We start from the raw sequence: 2323 nt of genomic DNA, 5'->3' as shown, positions 1-2323 counted from the left end.
TTATCACCCTGCCGGAAGGCACGGAAATGGTTATGCCCGGCGACAACACTGAGATGACCGTTGCGCTCATCCAGCCCATCGCCATGGAAGAAGGCCTCGGCTTCGCAATCCGCGAAGGCGGCCGCACCGTTGGTTCGGGACGTGTCACCAAGATCATCAAGTAACTACTTGTTGACCTAGCTTGAATCCTCAGGCCGTCTGACGGCCGCCACGAGGGAGGAACAGCCCCGCTGCACTGCAGCGGGGCTGTTCCGTTTAACCCCTGCTACCGTTGCAGGTGAAGAAGGGATGCCGACATGGAGTGGATCATCTTGCTGATTCTGGCGGTCGCCGTGGTGGTTGTCATCGGCGGCGGCCTGTGGGCCAAAAAGTATTTCCGGCACGAGATCGAGCGCGCAAAGCGGATCGACCGGGCCAACAAGAACCAGTAGCGCGGCGGACGGGCCGCGTCAGCGCAGCCTGGCCCGGCTGAGGGCCTGGTACCAGTAGAAGGACTCCTTGGGGGTCCGTTCCTGGGTCTCGAAGTCGACGTGGATCAGGCCGAAGCGCTGGGAGTAGCCGGCCGCCCATTCGAAGTTGTCCATCAGGGTCCAGACGTAATAGCCAAGGAGTTCGACGTCGGCGGCGATGCCGCCGGGCGCGGTCGCCGCCAGGGCCTGGCCGAGATGGCTGGCGAGGTAGTTGATCCGGCCCGTGTCGGCGATCGGACCGTCGACGTGGTCGGGTTCGGGGAAGCTGGCCCCGCTCTCGGTAATGTACAGCGGCGGCAGCGCCTCACCGTACCGGTCCTTCAGCTCCCGCAGCAGCGGGCCCAGATGATCCGGCGCCACCGGCCAGCCGAAGCCCGTGGTCTCATATTCGGGGAAGGCTGCCATGTGGAACGGCAGCCGCACCATCGCCTCGGCTGAGCCGACTGGGCTGTCCGCCGGGCCGCGGCCCGTGGCCACCTTGACCGGGTAGTAATAGTTCAGTCCATAGAAGTCCAGCGGCTGGTGGATGTCGCGCAGGTCAGCGTCGGTGATCCTTCCCAGCGAACGGAACCACGGCCGGGCCAGCAGCGGAGGTTTGGGATAGCTCCCCAGCAGGATCGGATCGGCGTAGATGCGGTTCAGTGCCAGATCGAAAACCCTGGCAAGCAACCGGTCCGTAACCGAGCGCGTCGCCGGCCGGACCGGGGAGTGCAGGTTGGTGACGCCGACAGCGCCGCTGACCCCCGCGGCCCGCAACGCCTGCACCGCCAGGCCGTGCGCCAGCAACTGGTGGTGCACCGACGGCAGGGCGTCGAAGAGCAGATCGTGGCCGGGGGCGTGCACACCCAGGGCGTACCCGTTAAGGGTGACGGAGGCCGGTTCGTTCAGCGTCACCCACTGGGTGACGCGGTCGCCGAACCGGGCACCGGCCGCGGCGCTGTACTCGGCGAAGCGCTCCGCCGTCGTCCGGTTCATCCAGCCGCCGCGGTGCTCGAGGGGGAGCGGGGTGTCCCAGTGGTACAGGGTCGCCATCGGCGCGATGCCGGCCTCCAGGAGCCTGTCGATCAGCCGGTCGTAGAAGTCGAGGCCCTCGGCGTTGAACGGTCCCGTTCCGTCCGGCTGGATCCGCGGCCAGGAGATCGAGAAACGGTAGGAGTCGATGCCGAGCTCGCGCATCAGCCGGACGTCGTCGTCGGAGCGGTGGTAGTGGTCGCAGGCGACGGCGGGGGAGTGGCCGTCCAGGATGCTCCCCGGCTTCTCCGCGAAGGCGTCCCAACCGGAGGGGCCGCGACCGCCGGCGGCGAGGGCGCCCTCGATCTGGAAGGCGGCGGAGGCAACCCCCAGCATGAAGCCTTGCGGCAGGCGGGCGGCGAGGTCCGGGAGGGCTGGCGTTTCCTGCGCGGTCATGCCCCTATCTTCGTATCGACGGTTGCTGAAGGCAATGAGCAGGGCGACGGCACGCGGTCCGGGACGCCGCCGTCGGCGGCTGATTCGCTTCTCCCGATTAATTCCGGCATACTAGATGAGTTGTTCAAGCGCTCTTTCGTGTCCCGATCCGGATAATGCCGGGTGTCAGGGTCCAAGTAAGAGCCCAAACATAACCCACTTCCCAAGGAATTGCGGGCAAGTACGCGCGGAATGCGCGACACGCCCGACCGCGGGGGTCGGTTACGCCGGCAGGTTGAGGAACCCGGATTCATCCGGATTCAGCTTGTGCGGCGGGTGGTAGTTACGACTTCAAATGCTTCGGCAGCCGCACAACAGGTAAGTGAACAGGGCAGCCCTAACCAGGGGAAGCACAGACTGAAAGAGAGTCAGGCGACATGGCGGGACAAAAAATCCGCATCCGGCTG

Annotated in this window: 2 protein-coding genes and 1 pseudogene; 2 read left to right on the top strand and 1 reads right to left on the bottom strand. The window is 66.0% G+C overall.

What is annotated here, in order from left to right; translation table 11 throughout:
• A pseudogene (locus AB4Y86_RS17030) lies at positions 1–164 on the top strand (elongation factor Tu); the annotation flags it as partial.
• Between the two features lie 132 nt (positions 165–296).
• Positions 297–431: a hypothetical protein gene (locus tag AB4Y86_RS17025; protein ID WP_441403348.1), complete on the top strand. Its 135-nt coding sequence runs from the start codon at positions 297–299 to the stop codon at positions 429–431.
• 18 nt (positions 432–449) lie between these two features.
• Here AB4Y86_RS17025 and AB4Y86_RS17020 read toward each other — a convergent pair whose 3' ends face one another.
• Complete coding sequence (locus AB4Y86_RS17020; RefSeq protein WP_441403347.1) at positions 450–1877, bottom strand: GH1 family beta-glucosidase; 1428 nt, start codon at positions 1875–1877, stop codon at positions 450–452.
• Positions 1878–2323 lie beyond the last annotated feature (446 nt).

The organism is Arthrobacter sp. 2YAF22_2, assembly GCF_052114645.1.
Classification (GTDB): domain Bacteria; phylum Actinomycetota; class Actinomycetes; order Actinomycetales; family Micrococcaceae; genus Arthrobacter.
This window is presented reverse-complemented; position numbering and strand designations above follow the sequence as displayed.